The organism is Sphingobacterium sp. LZ11T8, assembly GCF_024261425.1.
Taxonomy (GTDB): domain Bacteria; phylum Bacteroidota; class Bacteroidia; order Sphingobacteriales; family Sphingobacteriaceae; genus Sphingobacterium.
The window spans coordinates 1,068,958-1,091,457 of record NZ_JANBZY010000001.1 but is presented as its reverse complement, the minus strand read 5'-3'; the positions used below and the strand labels follow the sequence as shown (position 1 = coordinate 1,091,457).

At 40.2% G+C, this 22,500-nt stretch carries 19 protein-coding genes; 12 read left to right on the top strand and 7 right to left on the bottom strand.

All coding sequences use genetic code 11. The features are described from left to right. The first annotated feature begins 53 nt into the window (after positions 1-53). Together NLF99_RS04705 and miaA are read left to right on the top strand one after the other, a co-directional pair. Positions 54-1,226, top strand: a complete 1,173-nt coding sequence (locus NLF99_RS04705) for a Gfo/Idh/MocA family protein (protein ID WP_254526921.1) — start codon at positions 54-56, stop codon at positions 1,224-1,226. Next, positions 1,205-2,137: a tRNA (adenosine(37)-N6)-dimethylallyltransferase MiaA gene (miaA, locus tag NLF99_RS04700; protein ID WP_254526920.1), complete on the top strand. Its 933-nt coding sequence runs from the start codon at positions 1,205-1,207 to the stop codon at positions 2,135-2,137. Before NLF99_RS04705 ends, miaA begins: the two co-directional genes overlap by 22 nt. Positions 2,138-2,174: 37 nt before the next feature. Here miaA and NLF99_RS04695 read toward each other — a convergent pair whose 3' ends face one another. The 4 genes from NLF99_RS04695 to NLF99_RS04675 form a co-directional block, all read right to left on the bottom strand. Further along, positions 2,175-3,728 (bottom strand): Rne/Rng family ribonuclease, encoded by a 1,554-nt coding sequence (locus tag NLF99_RS04695; RefSeq protein WP_185212663.1) that lies wholly within the window; start codon positions 3,726-3,728, stop codon positions 2,175-2,177. Between the two features lie 281 nt (positions 3,729-4,009). Further along, positions 4,010-4,861, bottom strand: a complete 852-nt coding sequence (locus NLF99_RS04685) for a tetratricopeptide repeat protein (RefSeq protein WP_254526919.1) — start codon at positions 4,859-4,861, stop codon at positions 4,010-4,012. A gap of 9 nt (positions 4,862-4,870) precedes the next feature. Continuing rightward, positions 4,871-5,158, bottom strand: a complete 288-nt coding sequence (locus NLF99_RS04680) for an HU family DNA-binding protein (RefSeq protein ID WP_093099732.1) — start codon at positions 5,156-5,158, stop codon at positions 4,871-4,873. Positions 5,159-5,357: 199 nt separating this feature from the next. Then, positions 5,358-6,422, bottom strand: coding sequence for an 8-amino-7-oxononanoate synthase (locus NLF99_RS04675; protein WP_185212665.1), 1,065 nt, complete (start codon positions 6,420-6,422; stop codon positions 5,358-5,360). A 139-nt stretch (positions 6,423-6,561) separates the two neighbouring features. Between NLF99_RS04675 and NLF99_RS04670 the strand changes: the two genes are divergently transcribed. The 4 genes from NLF99_RS04670 (at position 6,562) to NLF99_RS04655 (ending at position 11,204) form a co-directional block, all read left to right on the top strand. Beyond that, the gene (locus NLF99_RS04670; RefSeq protein ID WP_254526918.1) at positions 6,562-8,706 is read left to right on the top strand and encodes a TonB-dependent receptor; all 2,145 of its coding nucleotides are present in this window, start codon (positions 6,562-6,564) and stop codon (positions 8,704-8,706) included. 92 nt (positions 8,707-8,798) lie between these two features. Then, on the top strand, positions 8,799-9,413 hold the full coding sequence (locus tag NLF99_RS04665; RefSeq protein ID WP_185212667.1) for a hypothetical protein: 615 nt from the start codon (positions 8,799-8,801) through the stop codon (positions 9,411-9,413). Positions 9,414-9,420: 7 nt separating this feature from the next. Then, positions 9,421-10,452, top strand: a complete 1,032-nt coding sequence (locus NLF99_RS04660; protein ID WP_254526917.1) for a sensor histidine kinase — start codon at positions 9,421-9,423, stop codon at positions 10,450-10,452. After that, a complete protein-coding gene (locus tag NLF99_RS04655) occupies positions 10,449-11,204 on the top strand; it encodes a LytTR family DNA-binding domain-containing protein (protein WP_254526916.1) in 756 nt (251 codons plus the stop codon). Before NLF99_RS04660 ends, NLF99_RS04655 begins: the two co-directional genes overlap by 4 nt. Before the next feature lie 2 nt (positions 11,205-11,206). Here NLF99_RS04655 and NLF99_RS04650 read toward each other — a convergent pair whose 3' ends face one another. Beyond that, a complete protein-coding gene (locus NLF99_RS04650) occupies positions 11,207-11,677 on the bottom strand; it encodes a hypothetical protein (protein ID WP_254526915.1) in 471 nt (156 codons plus the stop codon). An 836-nt stretch (positions 11,678-12,513) separates the two neighbouring features. Next, positions 12,514-13,536, bottom strand: coding sequence for a nucleoside hydrolase (locus NLF99_RS04645; RefSeq protein WP_254526914.1), 1,023 nt, complete (start codon positions 13,534-13,536; stop codon positions 12,514-12,516). 171 nt (positions 13,537-13,707) lie between these two features. Between NLF99_RS04645 and NLF99_RS04640 the strand changes: the two genes are divergently transcribed. Together NLF99_RS04640 and NLF99_RS04635 are read left to right on the top strand one after the other, a co-directional pair. Then, entirely contained in the window at positions 13,708-14,322 is a 615-nt protein-coding gene (locus NLF99_RS04640; RefSeq protein ID WP_254526913.1) for a hypothetical protein, read from the top strand. 170 nt (positions 14,323-14,492) lie between these two features. Further along, positions 14,493-14,750, top strand: coding sequence for a hypothetical protein (locus tag NLF99_RS04635; protein ID WP_185212673.1), 258 nt, complete (start codon positions 14,493-14,495; stop codon positions 14,748-14,750). A 60-nt stretch (positions 14,751-14,810) separates the two neighbouring features. Here the strand turns inward: NLF99_RS04635 and NLF99_RS04630 are convergent, their stop codons facing one another. Then, on the bottom strand, positions 14,811-15,029 hold the full coding sequence (locus tag NLF99_RS04630) for a hypothetical protein (protein WP_185212674.1): 219 nt from the start codon (positions 15,027-15,029) through the stop codon (positions 14,811-14,813). A gap of 331 nt (positions 15,030-15,360) precedes the next feature. Between NLF99_RS04630 and NLF99_RS04625 the strand changes: the two genes are divergently transcribed. From NLF99_RS04625 to NLF99_RS04610, 4 genes are all read left to right on the top strand, one after another. Then, a complete protein-coding gene (locus NLF99_RS04625) occupies positions 15,361-16,152 on the top strand; it encodes a 2OG-Fe(II) oxygenase (protein WP_185212675.1) in 792 nt (263 codons plus the stop codon). 461 nt (positions 16,153-16,613) lie between these two features. After that, a complete protein-coding gene (locus NLF99_RS04620; protein ID WP_254526912.1) occupies positions 16,614-19,877 on the top strand; it encodes a SusC/RagA family TonB-linked outer membrane protein in 3,264 nt (1,087 codons plus the stop codon). An 11-nt stretch (positions 19,878-19,888) separates the two neighbouring features. Further along, positions 19,889-21,346 carry a SusD/RagB family nutrient-binding outer membrane lipoprotein gene (locus NLF99_RS04615; protein ID WP_185212676.1) on the top strand — a complete coding sequence of 486 codons (1,458 nt, stop codon included), beginning with the start codon at positions 19,889-19,891 and terminating at the stop codon, positions 21,344-21,346. A gap of 430 nt (positions 21,347-21,776) precedes the next feature. Continuing rightward, complete coding sequence (locus NLF99_RS04610; protein ID WP_185212677.1) at positions 21,777-22,226, top strand: PepSY-like domain-containing protein; 450 nt, start codon at positions 21,777-21,779, stop codon at positions 22,224-22,226. Positions 22,227-22,500: the final 274 nt, after the last annotated feature.

The following is a 22,500-nucleotide window of genomic DNA, read 5'->3' as shown; positions in this document are numbered from 1 at the left end:
AAACAGCTTTATTTTATTATATTTATTGCTTAATCAATCGAAATTTATTCCTTATGAAACGAAAACTTCGCATGGGCATGGTCGGTGGTGGAAACGATGCCTTTATAGGAGCTGTACACCGAATTGCTGCCTTTATGGATGGCAAAATAGAATTAGTATGTGGTACATTCAGTATAAATAGAGAGATTTCTTTACAATCGGGCGAGGACTTATTTGTTCCTGAAGAAAGAGTCTATTTGACGTACCAAGAAATGATCGAGAAGGAATCACAGCTTCCAGAAGGAGAGCGCATGGACTTCGTGACGATCGTAACACCGAACTTTTTGCACTTTGAACCAGCAAAGCTTGCTTTGGAAAATGGTTTTGATGTTGTAGTTGAAAAACCTATGACCTTAAACCTAGAAGAAGCATTGGAATTGCAGGCGATTGTGGAACGTACAGGCCGTACACTATGTTTGACGCATACTTATTCTGGCTACCCAATGGTAAAACAGGCTAAGGCTATGGTTAAAGATGGTCACTTTGGCAAGATCCGCAAAGTATTGGTTGAATACCCTCAAGGCTGGTTAAGCCGTTTGACGGAGCGCGAAGGAAATGCTGGCGCAGCATGGCGTACAGACCCGAAACGTTCTGGAAAATCTTTGGCCATGGGTGATATCGGTACACACGTAGCCCACTTGGCTGAATATGTGACTGGACTTAGGATCACGGAGGTTTGTGCTGATTTGACTTCATTTGTCGAAGGCCGCCAATTGGATGATGACGGTTCAGTATTGTTGCACTTCACCGAAGGTGCTAAAGGGGTGTTGACGGCTTCGCAGATCTGCGCTGGAGAGGAAAATGCAGTAAGAATGCGAATTTATGGCGAAAAAGGTGGTTTTGAATGGGCAAATGAAGACCCTAACAACCTGATCGTGAAAATGTTGGATCAGCCGAGACAGTATTACCGTACTGGAAATGCCTATGCAGCACCATTTACCTTGAGTTCATTTGCAACTCATAACACTAGAATTCCAGCGGGTCACCCTGAGGGATTATTGGAATCGTTTGCCAATATCTACCGTAATTTTGCCGCAACTGTAGCGGCTAAAAAGGACGGTAAAACCCCTACTCCGGAGCAATTGGATTTCCCGAATGTAAACGATGGAGTTCGCGGTATGGCATTTATTGATACCGTTGTAGCTAGCAACGCAAGTAATGAAAAATGGACCAAGTTCGTGATATAACCCATATTCAAGAACTTATTGAATCTATACATCAGGCGGAAGAGTTTCTTTCGCCTGATTTTCTTTTGATCATTTTAGGGCCTACGGCCTCCGGAAAGACCAAATTGGCAGTCAAACTAGCCCAAGCCATGAACGGAGAGATCATTTCTGCCGATTCCAGGCAAGTTTACAGGCAGTTGGACATCGGTACGGGAAAGGACCTGATCGAATACCAAGATATCCCCTACCATCTTATCGATATTGTTGATCCACATGAGCATTATAATGTGGATTTGTTCAGGGAGGCCTTTCAACAAGCATTTGTAGAAATCCGAAGTCGAAAAAAACTTCCCATCCTTTGTGGAGGTACCGGTTCATATATACAGAGTTTATTGCAAGAGCAGCCCTATAGTCAGATCCCTAAGGATAAGGACCTGCAAAATGAGCTTTCCTTATTGCCAAAAGAGACCCTCATAGCGAGGATAAAGGAATATAGCATTCCTGAAGATTTCAATATAGACTGGAACAGCCATAAGCGATTGGTCAGGGCCCTGGAAATATTGATCTACCTGAAAGACCATCCTAAGCCGGAAGTGGAAGTTAATACCGTTAAGGATTTTTTGATCCTAGGGCTATCGCCCGATCGAGAAACAAGGAGAGCAAGGATAGACCAACGCCTGGAAACCAGGATGGAGGAAGGTTTGTTGGCTGAAGTTGAAGGACTATTGGCCCAAGGGATCAGCCATGAACAATTGCAATGGTTTGGACTGGAGTATAAATATGCTTCTTTGCATTTGCAGGGCGAATTGACCATGGAGGAATTCAAGGAAAAGCTAAGGACAGAGATCCATCGGTTTGCGAAGCGGCAGATGACCTACTTTAGGAAAATGGAGAAAGATGGACTGAAGATCCATTGGATAGACCTGTTATAAAGTAAAAAAGCTGGTTGCGGAATGCAACCAGCTTTTTTTACAATTTTATTTCTTCGTCTTTGGAGTTAAAGAAGTGGAATTCGGTCAAATGATATGAGCTCATTTCCTTCACTTTAATCCATTTCCAATATTTTAGAAACCATTTCATTCTTCTGGAGATAAAACCAGATTTGATGTAGGCAGCGATATAAGGGTGTACACAAAGGGTAACCCCGACTTCGTTCTGTTCCTGAAGAATAAAACTCAAATTGTTTTCAATATCATCCAATAAAACGATACTGGATCTAATTTCGCCGGTTCCGTCACAAGCAGGACACTTTTCATTGGTCACAATGCTCATTTCAGGTCTGACTCTTTGCCTAGTGATCTGGACTAATCCGAATTTACTAGGAGGGAGAATGGTATGACGTGCTCTGTCGCTGGCCATACATTCCTTCAAGAAACCATACAGTTCTTTCCGGTTGGAGGCTTTGTGCATATCGATAAAATCGATGACGACGATGCCACCCATATCCCTCAGCCTAAGCTGACGGGCAATTTCTTTTGCTGCTTCCTTGTTTACAAGGAGCGCGTTATCTTCTTGATTTTCTTTGTTGGCAATCCTGTTTCCGCTATTGACGTCGATGACGTGGAGTGCTTCGGTGTGTTCAATCACCAGGTAGGCACCACCTTGCAGGTTTACAGTTTTGCCAAACGACGCCTTAATTTGCTTTTCTACTCCGAAATGGTCGAAGATAGGTTCTTTTCCTTTATAGAATTTGACTATCTTTTCCAGATCCGGAGAGATCTCTTGAATATATGATTTTACTTCCTCGTAGATTTCATTATCATTAACATAGATATGAGTAAATTCATCGGTGAGGATATCACGCAGGATGGTGGACGCTCTGTCCAACTCACCCAGTACTTTCTGAGGGGGTTCAGCTGTTTTAAGGCGTTTGGTAAACAATTCCCATTTGGAGATCAGGTCAAGAAGGTCTTTTTGGAGTTCATCAACTCCCTTACCTTCGGATACCGTACGGATAATGACGCCGAAATTTGCAGGTTTAATGCTCTCTACAATTTTCTTGAGTCTATTTCTCTCGGCACTGCCTTTGATCTTTTTGGAAATGGAAACCGAACTTGAAAATGGTACCAGGACGACGAATCGACCAGCGATGGATAAGTCGGAACTTAACCTTGGTCCTTTAGTCGAGATAGGTTCTTTCGCTATCTGTACTGGCAATAACATGTTACGGCTTAAAACATCAGATATTTTTCCAGCCTTGTCAATGTCCTTTTCAAGCTTCAAACTATTGAGCAGTTTCTCTTGATAACTGCCATTCTTTACTACCCTTGTTAATTTGATCAAGGATTGTACTTGAGGCCCTAAGTCGAGGTAATGCAGGAAAGCGTCTTTTTCGTAGCCTACATCTACGAATGCGGCATTCAGTCCGGGCATGATTTTCTTTACTCTCCCTAAGTAAATATCACCCACGGCATAATGATTGCCAGCTTGTTCCCTGTTTAGTTCAACTAGTTGTTTGTCCTGTAGTAAAGCAATAGTCACCCCCTTATCGGGGACTGAATCGATAATTAATTCCTTTACCAACAGCTACTTAATTAAGGACAGTTGTGGACTCGCTCCACAACGAATGTTGTCCGGTTAAACATAAAACCGTTTAATGAAAAAAAACAATCTATGATGATGGATAATCGATCATAGATTGTATCACATGATTTATAAGGCTAATGCCCTATAACTATTTTTTCTTGTGTCTATTTTTTCTTAAACGTTTTTTACGTTTGTGAGTAGCCATTTTGTGTCTTTTTCTTTTTTTTCCGCTTGGCATAGCTTTAATGTTTTTAAATGATTTTAAAAAAAATTGTTAATTACTTACTTAGTTCTTCAATCCTGCGATCGATGAACTGGGAGAGACTAGGATCGGCAGCCAGTTCTTTGCTCTTTTGGAAAGCAGCAATAGCTTCGTTCTTCATCCCTATATTTTCATAGCCTGTTGCCAAATAAAAATATGCTTCGGCATCAGGTTTTTGTTCAATTACAATTTTGAAACGATCGATTGCTCGGTCGAATTGACGAGACTGTAATGAGAACAAACCTAAGGTTTTGTTAGCCTCCAGGTTTTTTGGATCAGCTTGAACAACTTCTCTCAAGATAGCAATACCAGCCATCGGGTTGTTGGTTCCAGTAACCATTGCTGCCCCTAATCCTGTTTTTGCATCTAAGCTCGAGCCGTTTAAATTTACAGCTTTTTGATAAACTTCAATAGCTTTCTGGTTTAAGGCACTTGCTAGGACGGTATCTTGAAGATTAGTATATCCTTTACGGAAATTGTCTCCAGATTTCAAGTAGAACTCAAATTTAGGGTCAATCTTAGCCATTTCCTCATAGATATAAGCTTGAGGAGCAGGTTTTTCCACGTCGTTCCATTTATCAGCAAGTTGCTGGTAGATTTTCACGCGTTCGGAACCTTCTGCTTTATTGGCTTTTGCCTCTAGATCTGTGATTTCATTGACAATAGCTGGGTTCAATCCACGCTTAGCCGCTTCAGATACAGAACTCAGATTAAACTGAGATGCAGCAGCTTCAGCTTGAGAAGTTGTAGCTGCTGCATTTTTTTCTTCTTCATCTACCAAGCCCTTCACAGGTTTAAACAATAGGAATCCAATAACAAGGACTACTGCTGCTACAACGATGATCTGGATTTGCTTGGTGTTTTTCATGAAAATGAATTATTTCTTATTTCCGTTCTTAACTTTCTCTACAAATACTTTTGCAGGTTTGAAGCTAGGCACGTAGTGCTCAGGAATGATAATAGCTGTGTTTTTAGAAATGTTACGTGCTGTCTTTTCAGCTCTCTTTTTTACTACAAAACTTCCAAAACCTCTTACGTACACATTCTCACCGCCAATCATAGCGCTTTTAACTACTTTGAAGAATGCTTCAACGGTTTCTTGTACATCAACCTTCTCTAAACCAGTCTTGTTAGAGATCTCTGCAATAATTTCTGCTTTAGTCATATCTATTTTTACTCTAATTAATCTATACCCTAAGCCTATCAGCCCGTTTGGGGATGCAAAAGTATCTTTTTAAAATGAGTAATGGAAATATTTTTGTGATTTTTTAAAATCCAAACCACTATCATTCAATGATTTAGTACAACACTCCCCAATTTTACATTTCAAAAGGCTTGCAAAGCTACAATTATTTTATTGACTATCAAAGTATTAATGAACTTTCTGAACACAATATTTCTCCTATATGACGAATGTCAGCTTCTGAGTGTAAAGCAGATACAACAACCCGATTTAACAGGGGACTTGTCGCTAATGGATATGGAAAACTTGATATCACAATGTTTTTCTGCAACAGATGCTTGTAAAGTAACGGCTGGGTCGAGCTGAAAACCGGAAATTTCTCTATATGGTTCAATGAAGTTTCTCGGGTAATCGATGCCAACAAACTCGTATTGGATTGCATCCTTTCAAAAGCTTTTTCATAAAGATCTTGCCCATGAACCAGCGCATAGAGTGCTGCCGGTGCTGTCGGCGAAGCTCCATTGAAAATAGGATGTTTCTTGATTTTTTCTACAGTGCCCTTGTTTCCAAAAACAACTCCGGCATCAGTTCCAAGACCTTTTGCCAATGATGCTAAAACAACGATTTCGATATTGTCGAATTTCAAAGCTGATAGATCAGCTGAAACTTGGTTCTTCTTTAAAATGCCGATCCCATGGGAGTCATCCAAGATCAAGAGAACCTTTTTGTCTGGCTTTATTTCCCTGAAGATAGAAAAATCAAAATGTAAAGGGGTTAGGTTATCAATACAATTGGAAATTACCAGGACATCATCATGCTCGGCATCATTAATAAATTCAACCGTGGCCTTAGCCCACTCGTCAAAACTCCCATCCACTAGAGGAGTTTCATCTAGCCATAGTGCGGGGTGGCTTCCTGGCGCGTAAAGAACGGTCTTGCCTTTAGAGAGGGCACGAACCGCCACCTGCCCAGCAAGATAACCACTCGAAAGCAAGGCTGCCGCTTCAAAGCCAAAACGATCTGCCAAATGGCACTCAGCTTCCTGATAGATTCCTAGTTGGACATTGTTGGTCCTGGAGGTTCCATTATTGAGCCCAAGCAGGTCGATCCCTTTTTTGTAAAGTTCGATGTATTCTGGATTATCCAGTAATCCAAGATAAGCCGTACCACCAAAAAAGTGGTAATCCGTACCGTCTAGGCTAATAATTCTTCCTGTAGTTTGTTGAAGATTTCTAAAGGAGGTCATGGCAAATGTTATCAGAAAGCAAATGTACAAAAACCTTTCAAACTCCCATTTTTACGATTCATCCTTTATTTCCAACCGTTCAGCTATTTATTGTTTTCCTTTTGTTTGAATAGGCTTAAAATTGAAATAAAAACTGCTCATGAAACCATTAATAGCCCTAGTCCTGTTCATCCTTATTTCCACGAGTTCAAAGGCACAAATCATTAGCGGAAAAGTAATTAACACGAAAAGAAAGCCTATTTCTAATGTAAATGTTTTTATAGTCGGCAGTTATGACGGAGCATCAACAGACTCCCTTGGTGGATTTTCTTTCAAGACTGAAACAACAGGAAAACAAGTTTTGCAATTCAGTTCGGTTGATTACATAGGCAAATCTCTTGAAATTGAGATTGTAGACAATCTTTTTATCGAAGTCAGCATGGCTGCAGAGGACAATCAGATCGAGGCAGTGACGGTCAGGGCAGGGCAGTTGAGCGTTGGGAACCAGAACGGCGCAGTTCTTTCACCGTTGGATATCGTAACGACAGCGGGGAGCATGGGAAATATTGTGGCGGCCTTAGGAAAATTACCTGGAGCTCAGATTGCAGGGGAAAACGGCAGGCTAATGGTTCGGGGTGGCGATCCTAGCGAGACCCAGACTTACATCAATGGCATACTGGTCGGCCAGCCCTACACCGCATCAGCCAATGGCGTTCCGGTTCGTGGCCGCTTCTCCCCTTTCCTTTTCAAAGGGACCAACTTCTCCACAGGAGGTTATGGTGCGGAGTTTGGAAATGCTCTTTCAGGAATACTGAATCTGACAAGCTCCCAGGTTATTGAAGAGCCTAAAACTGAACTTTCCTTTTCTACAGTGGGTCTAGGGCTGAGCAATTCGCAGAAATGGGGAAACAGTTCCCTGAGCCTAAATGCCAGTTATACCAATCTCAAGCCATATAACAGCTTAATCAACCAGAACATTACTTGGCATAAACCTTATGAGCAAGCTTCTGGAGAGGCCATCTTCAGAAACAAGGGCAAACATCATTTTTTTAATCTCTATGCATCGTTTGCTGCTGAAGACTTCAGTTTTACGGATTATAGCGTTCAATATTCCCAGGATATCAAAACTGCGATCAAGTCCAACAACTATTATCTGAACAGCAATTTAGTGTATTATCTGCCTTCAAACTGGAAATTGGAAACAGGTTTAGGGATAAGCTATCTAGACCGCAGCTTGCATTTCCATGAATTCACCATACCAACAAAGGAAAAAGGGAGCCATGCTAAGGCCTTGTTCAAGAAGAATGCGAATCGATGGAATTTCATGTTTGGAGCAGAACATTTTTACAATGCGGTCGATGAAAAGTTCCAGCAAAACAAAGACAATCCCTTTTCTTACGGATTCAATCGGTCTAATGCAGCTGTATTCACGGAAGGACAATATAGGCTGTTTTCAAAAATGACCTTAGACCTTGGCTTGAGATATGTAGACAACTTCAAAAACCAGCGTTTTCTGGAGCCAAGGGCAGCATTGGCTTATATTCCATCAACAAACCACATGCTTTCTCTCTCCTATGGCAAATATCATCAGGATCCTAATCCGGACATTTTCAAGTTCGACACAGACCTGAAATGGCAATCAGCAGAACATTATATTTTCAACTACACCTTCAATCAAAAAGGGCAGATGCTGCGCTTAGAAGGCTTCCTAAAAAACTATCACGACCTAATTACCTATAACAGCTTAATTCCGCAATACAACTCAACCTTTGCCAACAATGGCTACGGAAAAGTAAAGGGAATCGACTTTTTCTGGAAGGATAGCAATACCATCCCGAACCTTCAATATTGGATATCTTACTCCTATACCGACCCCAAGAAACTCGAAAGGAACTACGAATATGCCGTGCAGCCAAGTTATTTGGCCAAGCATTACTTCTCCATCGTTGGTAAATATTGGGTATCCAGCTGGCGATCCCAGGTTGGCCTGACAAATACCTACATTTCAGGAAGACCATATAACAATCCCAACCTAAGCGGATTTATGCAATCGATGACCAAAGCTCAAAATGACCTATCTTTCAGTTGGTCATTTCTATTGACCCAGCAAAAAATCCTTTTTTTCTCTATCACCAATATCTTGGGAAACAAACCCATCTATGGTTATGAGTATAGCCCATCTCGCAACGCTACAGGACAGTTCGAAGGGCGTGCCATGATTCCAACCGCCAAAAGATTTGCATTTGTAGGCTTCTTTTGGACCATCAGCAAGAACAAAAAAGACAACCAATTGGATCAATTATAACCGTTCATCCAGTGAATTCAACAGTTCATCCCATTGGATTTTATGAGAAACCTCAAAAAACTGATTTTTATATAAACTAAAATATACACGACATGAAAACTTTAATCTGCACTTTATTGACATTAATTAGTTTTTCCGTATTTGCACAAGGCAATTATGAAAAAGCAATGGGTGAAGCCCTTCAGGCATGGAAAGATGGCAAGGTAAAGGAAGCAAGTGCTCAATTTGAGAGAATAGCACAAGTAGAAAAAGACAACTGGATTCCAAAATACTACCAGGCACTGACCTTGGTGACAAGCTCTTTTCATCTGCAAGATGAGACGGAAAAGGCTAACGCATTAAAGAAAATCGGTGAATTAATTCCGAAAGACGAGAAAGACCTCAATTCAGAATGGTTGGTTGTAAGGGCATTGGCTACCACCTCCGATATGATTACCGACCCTATGAGCAAAGCCGCTATCTTGAGCCCTTCTATCATGGCTGATTATGAAACTGCAATCAAGATGGATCCTAATAATCCACGTGCTATCATTGGATTAGCTGAATTCAGCATGCAATCAAAGAAATTTATGGGCGGCGACACCAAGGAGGAATGTGAAAGTATTCAAAAAGCATTACCTTTATTTGACACTAAAAAAACTGAGCCTGCCTTCTATCCTTCATGGGGAAAAGAAAGAGCAGAGGCACTCCTAAAAGAATGTAAATAAACACTAAATGAAGCAATTTCTAAGATCCATCATCTTGGCAGTAATCATCAGTTTGGCGATCTACAGCAGCATTGCCATCTATGTACTGTTCCATACAGGGAGCTTAGAAATGTCTTTTATCAAAGCTCCAGAATCCATTGCAGGCATTTCTTACGGCATCTTTCTGTTCTTATCCGGAAGCTCCTCAAGCCGCATATTAAACCATTTTATTCCCGATAAAACCAAAGTTTTCAATCGGGTTTTCGGTTTCATCATCCTTACCAGCATCCAAGCGCCAATCGTTATTTTCATCATCAACATGCTGATATCAAAACTGATGCTGAATAAAACTTTCAGTGAGTTTGTATCCGATGAAAATTGGTTTGCCTACATCCCTTTGACCATAATATCCATCCTGATTGGATTAGGATTCTATGCCTTCTACTATTTCAAACAATTCAAGAACAAACAGATTGCACAACAGAAAAAGATTGCTGGGGAGGCAACGGCTCAACTCGAATCGTTAAAAAACCAGATTGACCCCCACTTTCTTTTCAACAGCCTGAACGTGCTGATCGGCTTGATCGAGGAAGATCAAAAGAACGCTATTGCATACACCAAATCGCTCTCCAAGATCTATCGCTATATCCTTGAGCATAAGGACAATGAATATGTTAGCATCAAGCAGGAACTGGAATTTGCAAACAACTATATTTCCCTACTTCAAATCCGTTTTGAAGATGCCATAGAATACAAAATGGAAGTGCAAAACCTTCAGGAAAACGAGTTTACAATCCCCCTTGCCTTACAGCTCCTATTAGAAAACTGTATACAGCACAATAAGGCCACTGAACAAAATCCATTGAAGATTAAAATCTTTCAAGAAGGCGATTTACTGGTTGTAGAGAACAATCTTCAAGAAAAAGAAAACAAAAGCTCCTCTACCAAGGTTGGACTCAAAAACATCAGGGAGCGATATCTCCTGACAAGCAAGAAGGATATCCAAATCATCAAATCCGAAGAGAAATTCACCGTTAAATTGCCAATCCTAGTTTCATGAAAGATTACCGAACCCTAATTATTGAAGATGAAAAACCTGCAGCCAGGCTATTATCCAGGAAATTGAACAGCATAGGGATACAGGCCATCGAGATGCTGCACTCGGTTGAACAGGCAAGAAAATGGTTTATGGAAAATCAGGCTCCAGACCTCATCTTTCTGGATATCCAACTATCTGATGGCTTGTCTTTTGAGATTTTTGATGGATTGGAAATCAATAGCGCCATTATCTTTACTACTGCCTATGATGAATTTGCTATCCGTGCGTTTAAGTTGAACAGCGTCGATTATCTCTTGAAACCGATTGCCGAAGAAGAACTTGAAATTGCAATTGGTAAGTTTGAACGATTAAGGAATCAGCAGCCCAGCATCGATTTACAGCAAATAAAAAAGCTGATCAGTCCCGATAAAAATCAATATAAGACCAGATTTAGCATCAAGGTAGGCAATAACATCAAATTGATCCCCATTGAAGAAATCGAATGTTTCTTTTCAGAAAACAAGGGCACATACGCCTATTGCGACAATAACAGCCAATATCTATTGGACCAAACATTGGAACAGATCGAAACAGTTTTGGACCCTGATAAATTCTTCCGGATAAGCAGAGGAAACATCGTGAACATCAATTCCATTCAGAGCATATCGGTCCATTCGAGTTCCCGACTGCGGGTACAACTGAACAACTGCCCTTCACAGGAACTTATCGTAAGCCGAGAAAGAGTCAGCGACTTTAAAGAATGGTTGGAATAACCTTAGTACAGGTGGAATTTCAAGGGAATATTAAGGCCAACGCCAAAGGTAAACCCATCGATTGGCTTAAAATTTTCTTTGGTATTGATATCAAATCCATAGCCAGCTGAAAGTTCTAGAATAGAAAAAACGCTGATCCCTGCCTTAGCCGTAGCGGTATACGGGGTAATTTCCCCCTTGATGAATGGCCAAACCGCAACGTTATTGAGGTAATATGTAACGCCAAATTCAGGGATTACATTAGACTGATCCATCATCCAAGTAAAGTTGGCACCAGCATCAAACTTGATGTACTGAGATTGGTTCGGCGCAAATAACCCCCAAGCTGACGCTTTCAAGAAGTTACCGCTCTGATATTGGTAACCGATGGAAGGACCAAAAATCCAACCATCTGCTTTCCTGCTCTTTTCTTGCGAAAAGCCAGCTTGCTCCCCTAAAAACAACATGACAAGGACTATTAGGATTTTTCTCATATATCTTTAATCTATTTTAATTGTTAACAGAACAAATTTCATTGTTTTTTGTTATTTTTAAAAAGTATTATCAAAATCACACAAAACTATTTGCAATTGCTAGGAATAGTTGGCTAAACATTTGTTTTTCAATACTATTCCGCCACACACTTTCTGTAACCAAACTTATTTTAACAAATAACAATTAATTTAACATTACAGATTTCTTAACAGGGTATTAATATCAAAGAAGTAACTTTCGACAGGTTAAACCACTAGCATTCAAAGAGTTTAACCCAACATGTCGATACATCTTATTTTTATCTCCCTATAGAAGACAAAATAAAAACAAGGTTTGGCCGTTTATTTGAGTACTAGACCCTAAACCATTCTTTTCTGGGATGATGTTTAATTAATTAATTCACAAAACTATTTGAAACTATTGTATGAAAATTATTAGTTTAAAAACGACTGCTATGAGTCAATCTCACCCCTTATGTCCTCATTGTGGAGAAGCATATCTCTACTCTCGAGTTCGTAGACCGTGGTGGGTCAAGTCATTTTTGTTTTTCTTGCCGGTCAAGAGGTATTCGTGCAATCAATGCCATAAATCCTCTTATGTATTACGCGAAAGAGATTAATGAGTTATCACACTAGCGCTCGTTAAATCCTTACAATCAAACTTTCTATTATCTATTTATTGTCAGACCGATTCTCAGATTAATCCATCGCCTGGTGCTTGATCTTCAGATTAGTCTTCGATCAATACTCTAGAGTCCAATTTGCTGAATTCACTATCTCAGCTTTCAGCATAAAATCACCCAAAATGATGGGATTGGGGATAGTTTTGCCAAAGCTTATTTTGGTTGTTCCAACATCAATTCATCGATAGCTTCCTCCAACTTCTTATACGGATGTTTATGGATTATGAATTTGTGCTTCCCTTCTACCGATGGTTCCCAATAATTTGCCCCATCCTTTTCAGTCTTCATCGTCCCAGGTCCACTTACATAAAAGTACTTTTCAGGATTTTCAGCAGCAATAAGCACAGCTGTCTGATCCCATGAACTCCTTGCCTTTACCGCTTCCTTGGCATAGCTCGCTAAATTGATCTGATAACCAACAGAAACAGGACTGCTTTCCAGCTTTTTTCCTGCTATTAGGCCTCCCGTTTTGATCTTGTCCCCTATTTCAAACCCTGAGAACAAGATTGGTTTTGGAAAATGCTCGAAGGCATAAACCCCAGATTCAGCATCCTTGTGGACATTAAACTCCTTGCCTTGCGGAAAGCCCCCTGCCATCGCCACCCAATTCTTCACTTTTTTCTTCACCAACTCCATCCCATTTAGATTGGAATATTTATCTGCTTTTGACTGCAAAAGATCACTGATATTCGTTATAAACCCAACGGTGACTATCGTGACGCTATTATCCGGCTGTTCTGCCAATACCTTTCTATAAATCGAAACTGAAGGTTCATACTTCTTAGTCAAGAGCTCTGGAGCGAACTTTTTGATGATCTGTTCATTCCAATTGTTTGCCGCCGTAAAATTGGGAGCCAAGGGGCTATAAGTCTGTCCAACGGGAATATCCCCACGTTTAAAATATCTGTTGTAAACCTCGATGGTCCCGGGAATGTCCTTATGGGCATCGGAAGAAACCGTAGCCAAAATTTCTACCTTGCCTTGATTGGCAAAAGCATGTAACAGTGCAATGGCTCCGATATCATCATAATCCGGCCCCATATCCGTATCAAATATGATCTTAACTTTAGCAGAATCTGTTGGAAATGGTTTGGAAAGCACAGTATATTGTGCAATAAAAATGAACAAGAAGGAAATAAGGAATGTTTTTAAATTAAAGATAGTTGTAATTCTCATGGTATAGGTTTTAGAAGGACAATTCAGATTTTCATAAGCATTTGCTCATTTAAGTTAATGAAATTATCACAAAATCCAGATTCAAAACATTTTAACAAATAACGTAGCGGAATGAAAATAATAGTCGTTTCTTAAAAACGAGATTATCCTCGGACCAATAAACACGTAATTATGAAAAACCTACTCACCTTAATTTCTATGATGTTGCTGTTATTTTCCTGCAGCAAAGATGATTCCTTGTCCATTGACCACGAATCAGCCTATAAAAAGAGTCTAAAAAAATGGGAAAACTTCAAGTCTGAAAGCAATAACAGCTATACTTATGTCATTGAAACTTATCGATTTTTTTCCTCACCACCCTCTAGGATCACTCTAACAGTAGAAAATGGAATATTAACGAATAGGAGCGGATATAAAATGGATCTATTTGCGGTCCAACGGCCAGAGTCAGGCTGGACCAAAGAAAATATACGAGAAGCGTTGATTTCTACCAACATGGACAATGCACGAATCGAGGAGATGCTTACAGCCGATTTTATTGCCAATATGGATTGGGAAGAGGATCAAAATAATTTAGGAAAATATGACCCCAAGGATCTTGCGATGACCATCGACCAAATCTATCAAAAAGCAAAAGACACCTGGTTGGTTCCAACCAAAGATAGCGAAGCCATCTTTGAAACGGACAATAAGGGAATAATCTCCTTGGTAGGGATAAAATTAAAACCTTATGAAGACGTTCCTTTCAATGGAGTCAGGATCGTATCGGTTACAGCATTAAAATAAAAAAGCCATCAAACGGCCTTCTGGCTTCCCTTTCTATTCAATTTATATAATTTAAACAGCAATTCAACGCTATTGCTCCTCATTATATATAATTCCACAAACCCTTTATTTGATAGGCGTGGATCTTTCCTTCATCTTTGGTTTAGCGAGTACAATGGAGGAGAAATACAATGAGAAAAATAAATCACAGAAAAGGATTGAATGTTTTTATTTTGATGGGTTCATTTCTTTTGACGGCATCGCAGGCACAATCCTTTAACTTTCAGAGCAGCCTAGAACGCATGGGTTCCAAAACCTTGATCTATTTTCAGGCTATAGGTGAACGGACCAACCAATCACAGCATGAAAATGCAATGGAACAAAACCCAACGGAAAGGACTAGAAAAGTAAATTCATCTTTCGGATGGGAAATCACGAACTGTTTATAAGTTAATTCATAAAAACAAAGGCCCCCAACTTTGGAGGCCTTTGTCTATTACCGTTTATGCTTATTTCTTTCCGCCACCTCTCAACAAGGCAACCAATAGCAAAATAAAGACAGCCCCTCCAACTACCCATACCCAAGGCTTTGAAAACATACCTTCATCTCCTTTGTCGATATCCACATTGATATCTAACCCTTTGTCCTGTGCCCAAGTTTGAAGAGACACAAACAACAGCATTAAAACTGCCATTGGACGAAACTTAATGATCCAATTTCCTTTCATATTTGATGTTTTAAAAGTTTATAATTTGTGTAATAACAGTTTGTGACAACAAATGTTTTTATTTAAAATAAACTACCTAAACGATAGACAACTATAGCCAAAAGTCAGCTATTTCACGATTTCCGACAAAATTTAAACTTCGGTTAATTTTATCCTGCGCCCGATGTAGTAAAAAATCGACATTTCTAAGTTTAGTATAGCTATATCACAATCGGAAGAAATAATATTATCGAACTTTACATTATCAAATCATTATTAACTTAATTGGCTAACCGCCTTTATTACAATTACTACGATGAATCCTTATCTTAATTCCCACAATCAAGATCTTATGGATTATGCTAGGAAGCATAAGGCCAAGTACAAGAATGCTAACCCATTCCCTTCTATTTCATTTGACAATTTCTTCAATCCAGATTTTTTAACTGAGGTATTAGAAGAATTCCCAGACCTTTCCAAAGGCAACAATATTGTCTATAATGATCCATTACAGAAAAAATTAGCAGGAAACGGAGAAGAACTTTTTGGTCCCAAAACCAAACTGTTGATGCATTTCTTGAATTCAGAACCTTTTTTGAATTTTGTTAAGGAAGTAACCAGTATTGATGAAACCCTATTTGGAGACCCTTATTTCTCTGGAGCGGGTCTTCATGAAACCAAGCGTGGTGGTTTGTTAAAGGTACATGCCGATTTCAACAAGCACCCTATCAATGGTCTTGACCGTCGTGTAAACTTAATTGTTTACTTAAATAAAGATTGGAAAGATGAATATGGGGGTCATTTTGAACTTTGGGATGAAGAGATGAACGGTTGTGTGGATAAGTTTGCTCCGAATTTCAATTCCATTGCCATGTTTTCTACCACTTCGGTATCTTACCATGGCCTACCAAATCCTTTGAATTGCCCTGAGCACATGAGCCGGAAATCATTGGCTTTATATTTTTATTCTTATGGAAGACCTGAGGCTGAAGCTGTCGCTTTCAAAGATGGCCACAATTCAATCTTCGTCAAAAGAAAAAATTCAAGCGAAGACTCTATGGCTTGGGATAATTATGATGAATCTAAAAGGAAAAAACCGATTCTAAAAAGAATCTATAATAAGATAGTAGCGCGATTATTGTAATTAAACAATGGAGCTGATCAAGTCCTATCCTGATCAGCTCCGTTGTTTTGAACCTCCCCTCTTTATTTTCCCTATTGCATTTTCTAAAAGACACATCCCTTAGCGAGAACCAATCATTCTTGTCCAACAATTGCTGTCTTTGATAGTCCCATCAAAAACAGCATGTATATCTCCTTTCGCTTAACAGGCGATAAACAGTAAAATAGCCTTCATTTTATTGTCCGTTATTGCTCCCGGCATTCAAATAAACAGCAATTCCCTTTAACATTTATTTTATATCAGCGTAAAACTACTTCCCCAATACCCCTAAAAATTAAATGAATTGGAATAAAAAACATTTTTCACAGTTATTGATTTATTAATTGTTAACCATGGCGTAACATTACGTTAACATAGCCTAATTAATTTTGACCATCCGAGGAAGAACCCATGATTCCTCGACATCTAACATCGAAAAAAATATGAAAAAAGTATTTACTCCTTTTCATCGAAGTTCTAAACGAACCTCATGTACTTTCTTACTCCTACTCGGACTTGGTTTTTCACCAGCAATGTCCTATTCCTTCCATTCAACAGCAACAACAGCTGAATGGAACAAACAACAGAAAATTTCAGTTTCAGGTATCATCTATGATCAGAGCAGCAATACAGCGATCAGTGGTGTAACCATTATTGCTGATGGGAAAGCAATAGGAACCAGTAATCAAAATGGAGAATTTTCCATTCAGGTGGATGCAGGAAAACCGGTCAGCTTCCAAAGCTTAGGTTTCCAGACGCATAGCCAACAATGGAACAGCGATTCAAAATCAGTTCGAATCAACATGACTCCTTCTGATGAATCCATCCAAGAAGTGGTAGTAACTGCTTTAGGGATAAAGAGAGAGGAAAAATCCTTGGGTTATGCAGTCAGTAAGGTAACTGCTGAGCAAATGACCGAAGCTACCCCAAGCAACTGGGTAGACGCAATGAAAGGAAAGGTTGCCGGATTGAACATCACACAAGCGAGTTCAGGCCCTTTAAATACTGCAAGAATTAATTTAAGAGGAGACCGTTCCTTAGATCCGGGCAAAAACGAAGCCTTGATCGTGGTGGATGGTATACCGATGGTGACTGGCCGCTTCAGTTCGGGTGTAACAGATGCTTACGGCGCAGGCTCCAGTGGCGCAGATAAAGATATTCCTATCGACTTTGGAAATGGCCTGGGCGATATCAACCCCGATGACATCGAATCCATCTCGGTATTGAAGGGTGCTGCCGCTACCGCATTGTACGGTAGCCGTGCCGGTAACGGGGCATTGATCATAACCACCAAATCAGGAAGAAATAGCAAAAAAGGAATCGGTATTTCCATTAACTCCAATACCAGCTTCCAATCAGTCCTGAAATGGCCTGCATTCCAATATGAATATGGACAAGGAAACTTGGAGCGTAATGCTGCAGGTGAACAATACTATTCATACGGATTGACAGAAGACGGAAAGAACACGGGATCAACCTCCAGTGCCTTCGGACCAAAATTCGACGGTCAGGAATATTTTCAATATGACCCAAGCACCGAAATGGGCGGCACCAGCAGAACGCCATGGGTTCCATATAAAGGCGGTGTAAAAGATTTCTTCAACGTCGGAGAAACCTACATGAACAGTGTTTCATTCGATGGCGGAAATGAAAACTTCACCACAAGAGCTTCATTGACCCATACCAAAAACTCATGGATCATGCCTAATACCGGTTTTGAGAGATTGGTGGCCTCTATCAATTCAGCTGCAAAACTAAGTGATAAGCTGAAGATCAACATGAAAGCCAATTATACAAACAAAGGCAGTGATAACCTTCCAGGAACAGGTTATAACAACCAATCCATTGGCTATTTCATGATTTTCCAAAATCCTAGCATCAGCCTAGATTGGTACAGACCTATGTGGAAAAAGGACAGAGAGGATATCGAACAGATCCATCCATTCAGCTCCTATATAGAAAATCCATTTGTCATTGCCTATGAAATGACAAATAGCTTAAAGAGCCATGGAATCGATGGTATGTTACAGGGGGTTTATACCTTCAACCCAAAATGGGAAATCATGCTCCGTTCGGGTCTTTCCATGCGTTCGGATATCAGGGAACAGCGTCGTCCATGGGATACCGCCAATTTTCCGAAAGGATTTTATAAACAACAGGATCTGTTCTACATGGAATCCAATACCGACGCATTGCTTTCATATAATGATCAGATCAATGAAGATTTCAATATCCGTGCATCCCTTGGTGGTAACATCATGAAACGTGACATCAAGGAAGATATAGGTGTGGCCAGAGGATTGACTTCCCCCGGGGTGTACAAATTAGCGAATGCCTTGACGACTCCTGTTGCTGAAAATACAGCGACGCAGAAAGAGATCCAGAGTGTGTTCGGAATGGTAAACCTAGGCTGGCGAGACATGATCTTTGTCGATGTGACAGCTAGAAATGACTGGTCTTCTACCCTGCCAAACAGCAGCCGTTCTTACTTCTACCCATCAGTGAGCAGTAGTTTTGTACTGAGTGAGATGATGGAAATGCCAAGCCAGATCTCCTTTGCCAAACTTCGCCTATCTTGGGCCCAGGTTGGTAATGACGCCGATCCATACCAGACGATAAAGTATTTCAACAATTCCATTTTCCCTGGTTCTGCAGAAGCTCCTTCCCTTTTGCATAATGCAGACCTTAAACCAGAGATTTCAACCTCTACAGAAGCGGGGGTGAATGTTGCCTTCTTTAACAATCGCTTGACTGCCGATGTTAACTATTATTTCAACCGCTCCAGAAACCAAATCCTCATTGTTCCGCGTGACGTCACTACAGGCTTCAGCTCTGAAGTTATCAATGGTGGTCTGATCCAGAACAAAGGCTGGGAAGTCAGCTTGACCGGAACGCCAGTGAGAAACGAAAACTTCCAATGGAACGTTACGGCAAACTGGGCAAAGAACAACAATGAGATCCTAGAGTTAAGTGAAGGTGTGGAAACACCGCAACAAGTCATTGCATCGAGCGGATCGGGTGCAGCGGAAATCATCGCGACAGTCGGTGGTTCTACAGGTGACCTTTGGGGTTACGGATTGGTACGCAACGATCAAGGTCAGGTAATCTATGACGCAAAAACAGGCTTGCCGGTTCGCCCTGCTGATAAAGTGAAAATTGGAAATGCCTATGCCGATTGGAGAGGTGGATTCCACAATGAAATCAGATACAAGAACTTTACCTTAAGTGCATTGATCGATGGGCAGTATGGTGGTATCGTTTATTCACAGACACACCACAAAATGTCTGAACAAGGTAAGTTGGAGCACACCCTTCGAGGCCGTGAAACCGGAAAGATCGTAGGTGATGGGGTAATCCAAAATGCAGATGGTTCTTTCAGTCCCAATACCAAAGAAGTAGCAATCAACACTTATTATGGTGATTACTACAGAAGAGCAAACGTAGAAACCAATAGCTTCGATGCTTCTTACCTAAAGCTTCGTGAAGTGAGGTTTGAATATGCCTTGCCGAAATCTTTGGTTTCAAAATGGAAAATGAACAATGCTTCTATCGCATTCTTTGGACGTGATCTTTTCATGATCACCGACTTCCCAATGTACGATCCAGAAACCGCAGCATTAAATGGTGCCACCATTATGCCAGGTGTAGAGATGGGCCAAATGCCAAGTACTAGAACCTTTGGAATGAATTTGAAAGTAAACTTCTAAGCTGAAAAACAATGAAAATCAACTATAAAAATATCCTTATCGCTCTTGTTCTTTCTGCAGGATTGACAGGATGTACGAAAGACTTTGACGAGACCAACAATAATCCCAATAAATTGGAATTTGTTGCTCCCGGCACCTTGGTAACTCCAACAGTATATGGAATGGCCACTTATTTTACCGTTCGAAGCAATGACTTCACTTGGGAAATCATGCAGGATGGCCTTGCAAATCCCAGCGCTGCCAATGGTATCCACCGCTATTATTTTACGGAACAATCTGGTGATGGAACTTGGAACAATTGCTACAGGTACCTAAGGAATATCCGTGAAATGGAAAGTGCAGCCATCAATGGAAACACCAAGCTTCCGGTATACGAGGCAGTTGCAACTACATTGAAAGCCTATATCGCAGGCATCTTGACCGATAGTTTTGGTGATGTCCCTCTTTCTGAGGCCATGAAAGCGGAAGATGGTGTGGATCAACCTGTTTTTGACACACAGGAAAAGATCTACACGGACATGATTGCTGCCCTAGAAAAAGCCAATCTACAGTATACCGACCCTTCAGAAATGAATGGGAACGACCTGTTGTACAATAACAAAAAAGATAAGTGGCGTAAATTCAACAACTCCATGTTATTGCGCTATATCTTAAGAACCTCAAAACGTTCGAATGTATATGCTAAGATCAAGACCATTTTAGATGATCCCGAAAAATACCCTATCTTCACTTCCAATGATGATGCAGCGATTTTGAGTATCACCGGTCTTTCACCTTACGACTATGCATGGGGTAGACGCCAAGATTATGTAAACTTTACTGCGATGGCTTCTTTCTTTGTTGATAACTTGAACAGCTTAGAAGATCCTAGAAGACCGTTTATCATGACCCAAGCAACGGAATTGGTTGACGGTAAAATTGTCCCTATCGGATATAAAGGTATCCCTGCCGGTCACTCTGGCGATCTTTCAGGCATCAGCTATAGCCCAAGTACACCAAATGGCGATTTGATGTATCCGGAAGTGGTTGGCACCCCGATCAAGGAATTGATCATGACCTATGCCGAAGTAGAATTCATCAAAGCAGAAACCTATAATGCCTTGGGGTTGACCGCAGAGGCGAAAGCAGCTTATGAAAAAGGGGTGAAAGCTTCTATCGAGCAGTATGGCGGTGTGATGCCGGCAAATTATTTCGACAATCCAGCGGCAGCATTCAATGGTACGCTCGAAAGGATTATGCTCCAAAAATACCTTTCCCTGTTTATGGTCGATTATCAACAATGGTTTGAATACCGCAGAACTGGATTCCCAAAACTGCCAAAAACAGAATTTATGTTGCATGATGCTGTCATGCCAACCCGCTTTATGTATAAAAATGAAGTCCGCCGATTTAATCCGGACAACTATGCAAAAGCTGTTCAGCAAATGGGCGGTGATACCTTCCATACCAAAGTATGGTGGGAAAAATAACATGAAGCACATAAGCTAAAAAAGAGAGGCTGTCCCTGAAAGGCAGCCTCTCTTTGCTAAAAGGAAAAAGCAATAGGCTAAATCTCCAAAAAGGGCCCCTATCGCTCAAAAACAGCATTTTTGACCTGCCAACCGTCCGATTGTATTCAAAATGATACAATTTGAATATTAATAAGGACAGCCTTTTAGGAGTGGTGTAACATTAATTTAACACTACAATAATAGTGGATTAAATTATTTGTTAAACGCATAACCGCTATAATTCAATGTTTTAACAACTTTCTAAAAAATAGTTTAATGATTAAATATCGATAAGTGGTAAGGTCTTGAGCACTGGCATTGATATCGATAGCCTAGGTTGATTCTGTATGACAATAACACATGCGGGATCAATCATTAAAAACAATTATTGATAACAAAAAAAAGATCTATGAAAAAGTTATTATTGGGATTATCGTTCCTATTGGCCATTGCAGTATTTGCAGTTTCTTGTAGCAAAGATGACAATGTAAATGAAGTAGTATTACCGAGCAAAGCAAACACTTTTTTGTCAGCCAGGTTCAAAGGTGCTAGCATCGTAAAACTATCCAAGGTGAATGATAACCAAACCAAGAAAGAATTCGAAGTTATTCTGGACAATGGAATCAAAGTAGAATTTGACAAAGATGGCAATTGGGTAGAAATTGAAGCCGTAAAAGACGATGGAACCATCCCAAATGAATTTGTTCCTGCAAAGATCCTTGCTTATGTGACCCTAAATTACCCCAACTTAGGTGTAAACAGCATCGAAATTGAAGATGATGGCTATGAAATCGAATTGACAGATGGTACGGACCTTGATTTCGATCTGGATGGAAACTTCATTAAGATTGATAAATAAGAGATCAGAACAAAATCAATACATCTCTCAAAATAGTTGGACTGCCTCATGAGGCAGTCCTTTTTTGTTCCTATATGGTTAAAATCTTCTCTATTGAGAGCCATATTCCGGCTGTCTACAACCATAATTTTCAGAAGATCTCTTGAATATTAGTTTACCCATATTCGAGACACGTTCGGAAAATTCGGAATATGTCTCGAATGAGGTCAATATAATATCTAATCTACGTCCAGAAGTGTTTTCCAAATTCGAATAAATATTACCAATAGATTAT